This window comes from Mesorhizobium sp. P3_A9, from assembly GCF_056402975.1.
On record NZ_JBFUGJ010000359.1, the window covers coordinates 1 to 5,833 of the forward strand.

Here is a 5,833-nt window from a genome sequence, read left to right on the forward strand (position 1 = left end):
CCGTTATCTCTGGACTGGCCTCGAAAAGCTCAATGCTTTGCCGGCCAAGTGATTCGCAATTCGAACTATATCACCTCGACCGTGGTTCCGACATTGACCCGTTCATAGAGGTCGACCACGTCCTCGTTGCGCATGCGGATGCAGCCTGACGACACCGCACCGCCGATCGTCCATGGCTGGTTGGTGCCGTGGATGCGGTATTCGGTGGTGCCGAGATAGAGCGCCCGCGCGCCGAGCGGGTTCTCCATCCCGCCGGCCAGATAGGTCGGCAGATAACGGCCCTTGGCGGCTTCGCGCTTGATCATCTCCGCCGGCGGGCGCCAGTCCGGCCACTCGCGCTTGTTGGTGATCTTGTGCGTGCCCGACCATTCGAAGCCCGGCTTGCCGGTGCCGACGCCATAGCGCCGTGCCTTGCCGTTCTTCTCGATGAGGAAGAGGAAATTCTGCGTCGTGTCGATGACGATGGTGCCCGGCTTCTGCCCGCCGTCATAGTTGACTTCCTGCGGCAGGTAGATCGGGTTGATCTGCGGGCGCATGACCATGCGCTTGGTCTGCGCCTGTACGGCCGCCGTCTGCACGCGGTCGGGCTGCGCCGGTTGCGCATAGCGCAGGCGCGGCTGCTGCACGATTTGGCGGTTCTGCCGCACGATGCCGGGCGCTTTGCCAAGCTGTAGCACCCAGGGGGCGGAAAGGTCGGGGCTCACCATCACCGGCGGCCTGTCGGCATAGCGGTCGCCAGCGGCTGCGGGGGTGACGCCGGCAAACACAGCCACGGCGCCGAGCACGGAAAACAAAACTCTCTTCATCGGGAACGCACCTTGATCGTCTTGATACAACCGGGTGGAAACGCTCCCCGGTTCAGCGATCATTGGCGCGCAAGCAGCAACCGAAACATGAATCGGAATGCGTAAAATGCGGTTCTGTCAGTAAACCTTTTGGTGTGGTTACCGCCGGGTTCAGGAATCTGGTAAAGCCGCAGTAAATGCAGCGCGAAAGCGCATTAACGAACGGATTTTGGCTATGGAAAAAGAAAACACCGGCCTGMTTGCCGGTCCCGACGGTGTCGCGCGCTGCTTCTGGCACGGCAATCTGCCSGAYTATCTGCAYTAYCACGACCATGAATGGGGCCGGCCRRTSGYCGACGAYCGCMGGCTGTTCGAAAAGATCTGTCTCGAAGGGTTTCAGTCGGGMCTGTCSTGGCTGACCATCCTACGCAAGCGCGAGAAYTTTCGCGAGGCCTTCGCCGGCTTCGACTACGACAAGGTCGCCGCCTTCACCGACAAGGATGTCGAGCGCCTGCTTGGTAATGCCGGCATCATCCGCCATCGCGGCAAGATCGTCTCGACCATCAACAATGCCAAGCGCGCCCGCGAAATGGCCGACGAGTTCGGCTCGCTGGCCGCCTGGTTCTGGAAGTTCGAACCCGGCAAGGACGAGCGGCCCAGGATTGTCGACCTCGCGCATCTGCGCGCCAACCCGACGACTGCAGTTTCGACCCGGATTTCGAAGGAATTGAAGAAGCGCGGCTGGAGTTTCGTCGGCCCGACCACGGTCTACGCCTTCATGCAGGCCATGGGCTTGGTCAACGACCATCTCGAAGGCTGCGTTTGCCGCAAGCAGGTCGAGAAGGAACGGAAGGCCTTCACGCGGCCGAAGTAGGGTTCAGGTGCCGTTGACGCTGGCCAGGAACAGCCCGGCAACGATCGCCACCACCGTGGCCACCGTCGGATAGATCACCAGCAGGCCGGTCACCAAGGCGTCGCGCATGGAAGGCCCCTTGCCGGTTTCGGCCGGTACATCGAACGGTCCGGCAGCCTGGCCAACCAGTTTCGGCGCATGGATACCGGCCGGGCGCAGGCGTGCTGGCAACGCGCCGGCTTTGCTATTGGCGTGGAATTTTGCTGCGCTGATCATGTCCCGAACCCCTTCGTGTTGGTGCGCTATATCGGCTTCGATTGTGTCGGCACGATGCCGTGCTCATGGCGGGATTGTTTCATTTTCGGTGCGTTGTTGTTTCAGGGAGGTTCGACTCTGTCCATTTCGGATCCGGACAGGCCCTGGGGTGCCACCCTTGCCGCTATCGGCTGCATCGGTTAGGAAACGCGCGCTGTGGGACGCGGTAAATTTACCGCGCCACGAAGTCACGAGACATCAGGTGCCCAATTCATGGCCGAAAAATCGGAAAAGACGAAAGCGCGATTGCCGCGCGGTTTTGCCGACCGCAGCGCCGAGGACATTCGCGCCGTCGAGAAGATGATGGCGACGATCCGCTCGGTCTATGAGCTCTACGGTTTCGAACCGGCCGACCAGCCGCTGATCGAATACACCGATGCGCTCGGCAAATTCCTGCCCGACCAGGACCGGCCGAACGAAGGCGTGTTCTCSTTYCAGGACGAYGAYGAGCAGTGGCTGTCGCTGCGCTACGACCTGACCGCGCCGACSGCRCGCTTTGTCGCCGAGAATTWYGAGCGCCTGCCSAAACCCTATCGCAGCTAYCGCTCCGGCTGGGTGTTCCGCAACGAGAAGCCCGGCCCCGGCCGCTTCCGCCAGTTCATGCAGTTCGATGCCGACACGATCGGCACGCCGGGCGTCGCGGCGGACGCCGAAATGGCGATGATGATGGCCGACGTAATGGAAGCGCTCGGCATCAAGCGCGGCGACTATGTCATCCGCGTCAACAACCGCAAGGTGCTGGACGGCGTGCTGGAGGCGATCGGCCTCGGCGGCGACGAAAATGCCGGCCGCCGGCTGACCGTGCTGCGCGCGATAGACAAGCTGGACAAGCTCGGGCCGGAAGGCGTGAAGCTTTTGCTCGGCCCGGGGCGCTGGGATGGCGGCAAGGAAGGCGAAGGCGACTTCGCCAAGGGCGCCGGATTGAACAATGGGCAAGCCGAGGCAGTTCTTCTCGCGACAGCGAGGAATGTTCAGGCCGGCCAGGATTCCAGCGTCAGTTCGAACGTGACCTATCAGGAAGGCGTCAGCGAACTCGCGACCATCGAAGCCCTGGTCAGGGCGGCGGGATATGGCGACGACCGTATCGCCATGGACCGCTCGGTGGTGCGCGGCCTCGAATATTACACTGGTCCCGTCCTCGAGGCCGAACTGCTGGCCGAAATCCCCAATGAGGACGGCCAGATCGTGCGCTTCGGCTCGGTCGGCGGCGGCGGGCGCTATGACGGCCTGGTTTCGCGCTTCCGCGGCGAGCCGGTGCCGGCGACCGGCTTTTCCATCGGCGTCAGCAGGCTGATGACCGCGCTGAAGAACCTCGGCAAGCTCGACAGCGCCGACGTGATCGCGCCGGTCGTCGTGCTGGTGATGGACAAGGACACCGACAGCCTCGGCCGCTACCAGAAAATGGTCGGCGAGCTGCGCGCCGCCGGCATCCGTTCCGAAATGTATCTCGGCGGCGCCGGCATGAAGGCGCAGCTGAAATATGCCGACCGGCGCAACTGCCCGGTCGCAATCATCCAGGGCGGCGACGAGCGCGCCAAGGGCGAGCTGCAGATCAAGGATTTGATCGAGGGCGCGCGCATGTCGGCGGAAATCACCGACAATGCGGAGTGGCGCGCGGCACGCCCTGCGCAGGTCACCGTGGCGGAAAGTGAGCTGGTCGCCGAGGTGAAGAAGATCCTGGCGGCGCAAGCTGCCGATCGCGCAAAGGGTGGCGCTTGAACACCCCCCTCTGGCCTGCCGGCCATCTCCCCCGCAAGGGCGGAGATTGGATGTCGTTTGGGCTTTGGCCAATTTCCAGCGTTGAAGAAGAGGCGCCGAGCCTCAAGCTGCCGATCTCCCCCCTTGCGGGGGAGATGTCCGGCAGGACAGAGGGGGGTGCCTCGCGCCCATCCTATCCATGACCTCCCGCTACCCCGCCATCGCCGCAGACATCACCAAGCTCTTCGCCACCCGCAACACGCATGCGGTCGAGGTCGCCATCCTGCAGCCAGCGGACCCGTTCCTCGACATGGCCGGCGAGGATCTGCGCCGCCGCATCTTCCTCACCGAAAGCGAGACCGGGCAGACACTCTGCCTGCGGCCGGAATTCACCATTCCAGTCTGTCTCGACCACATAAGTTCGCAGGCCGGCACGCCGCGCCGCTATTCCTATCTCGGCGAAGTGTTTCGCCAGCGCCGCGAAGGCGGCAATGAATTCTTCCAGGCCGGGATCGAGGATCTCGGCGACCGCGACACGGCTGAAGCCGACGCCCGCTCGGTGGCCGACGCGCATGCGCTGCTGTCGCTGGTGCTGCCCGGCCAGGCGCTCACGATCACGCTCGGCGACCAGGGCGTCTTCGAAGCGGTGCTGGCGGCGCTCGGCCTGCCGCGCGGCTGGCGCATGCGGCTGGCGCGTGCCTTCGGCTCGGCGCCGATGCTTGAGGCGGCACTCGCCGATCTCGCCAATCCGCCGCGCAACGGCCAGCTTTCCGGCGATGTCGCCGCACTTGTCCTCGATGGTGATCTCGAAGGTCTTTCCGCCCATATCGCTGGCGGCATGGAGGAAGCCGGTCTGTCGGCATCCGGCGGGCGCTCGCCCACGGACATTGCGCGGCGATTGATCGAGAAGGCCGAATTGCGCAGCGTGCGGCTGTCGAATGAGGCCTTCGCGGCGTTGAAGAGTTTCCTGGCGATCGACGTGCCGCTCGATGGCGCGGCCGAAGCGCTGGAAACATTCTCCGCCGGCGCCGGGCTGTCGCTGGGTGCCGCGCTGGAAAAATTCGCCGCGCGGGCCAGGGCAATCGGGGCACATGGTTTGCCGGTGGGAAAAATCCGTTACGATGCGGCTTTCGGCCGTCCGCTCGATTATTACACCGGTGTGGTCTTCGAAATCGCGGCGCAGGATGGCGACCGCCCCCTAGCCGGTGGCGGCCGCTACGACCGGCTGCTGACGCTGCTTGGCGCCAAGACCGCCATTCCCGGCGTCGGTTTTTCCGTCTGGCTCGATCGCATCGAGGCGTTGCGGGAGGCGGCACCATGATCACGCTGGCGATCCCCTCTAAAGGCCGGCTGAAAGAGCAGGCGCTGGAAGTGCTGGCGAAAGCCGGCCTAGCCATCAGCTTGCCCGGCGACGAGCGCAAATATCACGCCCGCGTCGAAGGGCTGGACAATGTCGAGGTCGCCTTCCTGTCGGCTTCGGAAATATCGGGCGAAATCGGCCAGGGCGCGGTCGATCTCGGCATCACCGGCGAAGACCTGGTGCGGGAAAACCTCGCGGACTGGGAAGCGCGGGCCGAAATCGTTGCTCGTCTCGGCTTCGGCCATGCCGATGTCGTGGTGGCGGTGCCCGAAATCTGGCTCGATGTCGACACCATGGCCGATCTCGACGACGTTGCCGCCGATTTCCGCCAGCGCCATGGAAGGCGGCTGCGCATCGCCACCAAATACTGGCGGCTGACGCAGCAGTTCTTCTCGCAGAAGCACGGCATCCAGGTCTATCGCATCGTCGAAAGCTTAGGTGCCACCGAAGGCGCGCCGGCGGCGGGGCTTGCCGATGTCATCGTCGACATCACCAGCACCGGCTCGACGCTGCGGGCGAACCACCTCAAGGTGCTGGGCGACGGGGTTGTGCTGAAGTCGCAGGCCTGTCTGGTGGCGTCGAAGAAAGATCGTTCGGTGGCGGATGAGGCGCTCGTGCGCGATATCGCTGCGAAGATGGCTTCCATAATCGCCTAACGGCGGCGCTATCCCCCTCTCCGTCTCGGGCTTTCGCCCGATCCACCTCTCCCCCATTTCATGGGGGCGAGGAAACGCTAACTGTCGGCGTTGCACCCTTTGAAAGCTTGGGTTCCTCGCCCCCACGAAAGTGGGGGAGAGGTGGCTCGGCGAAGCCGAGACGGAG

6 protein-coding genes are annotated in these 5,833 nt (G+C 64.1%); 4 read left to right on the forward strand and 2 right to left on the reverse strand.

Annotated elements, in window-relative coordinates; all coding sequences use genetic code 11:
• Window positions 1-65 precede the first annotated feature (65 nt).
• Window positions 66-806 carry a L,D-transpeptidase gene (locus AC1DX0_RS29745; RefSeq protein ID WP_477222457.1) on the reverse strand — a complete coding sequence of 247 codons (741 nt, stop codon included), beginning with the start codon at window positions 804-806 and terminating at the stop codon, window positions 66-68.
• Window positions 807-1,020: 214 nt separating this feature from the next.
• On the opposite strand from AC1DX0_RS29745, the gene AC1DX0_RS29750 reads away from it, so the two are divergent.
• The gene (locus AC1DX0_RS29750; RefSeq protein ID WP_477358005.1) at window positions 1,021-1,659 is read left to right on the forward strand and encodes a DNA-3-methyladenine glycosylase I; all 639 of its coding nucleotides are present in this window, start codon (window positions 1,021-1,023) and stop codon (window positions 1,657-1,659) included.
• Window positions 1,660-1,662: 3 nt separating this feature from the next.
• Here the strand turns inward: AC1DX0_RS29750 and AC1DX0_RS29755 are convergent, their stop codons facing one another.
• Window positions 1,663-1,914, reverse strand: a complete 252-nt coding sequence (locus AC1DX0_RS29755; protein WP_477222455.1) for a hypothetical protein — start codon at window positions 1,912-1,914, stop codon at window positions 1,663-1,665.
• 252 nt (window positions 1,915-2,166) lie between these two features.
• Between AC1DX0_RS29755 and hisS the strand changes: the two genes are divergently transcribed.
• The 3 genes from hisS to hisG all read left to right on the forward strand — a co-directional run bounded on the left by hisS (window position 2,167) and on the right by hisG (window position 5,667).
• On the forward strand, window positions 2,167-3,672 hold the full coding sequence (gene hisS / locus AC1DX0_RS29760; RefSeq protein ID WP_477358008.1) for a histidine--tRNA ligase: 1,506 nt from the start codon (window positions 2,167-2,169) through the stop codon (window positions 3,670-3,672).
• A 178-nt stretch (window positions 3,673-3,850) separates the two neighbouring features.
• Entirely contained in the window at window positions 3,851-4,972 is a 1,122-nt protein-coding gene (locus tag AC1DX0_RS29765; protein ID WP_477222453.1) for an ATP phosphoribosyltransferase regulatory subunit, read from the forward strand.
• Complete coding sequence (gene hisG, locus AC1DX0_RS29770) at window positions 4,969-5,667, forward strand: ATP phosphoribosyltransferase (protein WP_477222452.1); 699 nt, start codon at window positions 4,969-4,971, stop codon at window positions 5,665-5,667. The genes AC1DX0_RS29765 and hisG overlap by 4 nt, the downstream gene beginning before the upstream one ends.
• The last annotated feature ends 166 nt before the right edge of the window (window positions 5,668-5,833 follow it).

What these genes read in the sequence shown, in the direction of transcription:
- hisG (WP_477222452.1), top strand. Translation starts at nt 4,969, where the DNA reads ATGATCACGCTGGCGATCCCCTCTAAAGGCCGGCTGAAAGAGCAGGCG.
- AC1DX0_RS29765 (WP_477222453.1), top strand. Translation starts at nt 3,851, where the DNA reads ATGACCTCCCGCTACCCCGCCATCGCCGCAGACATCACCAAGCTCTTC.
- AC1DX0_RS29745 (WP_477222457.1), bottom strand. Translation starts at nt 806, where the DNA reads ATGAAGAGAGTTTTGTTTTCCGTGCTCGGCGCCGTGGCTGTGTTTGCC.
- AC1DX0_RS29755 (WP_477222455.1), bottom strand. Translation starts at nt 1,914, where the DNA reads ATGATCAGCGCAGCAAAATTCCACGCCAATAGCAAAGCCGGCGCGTTG.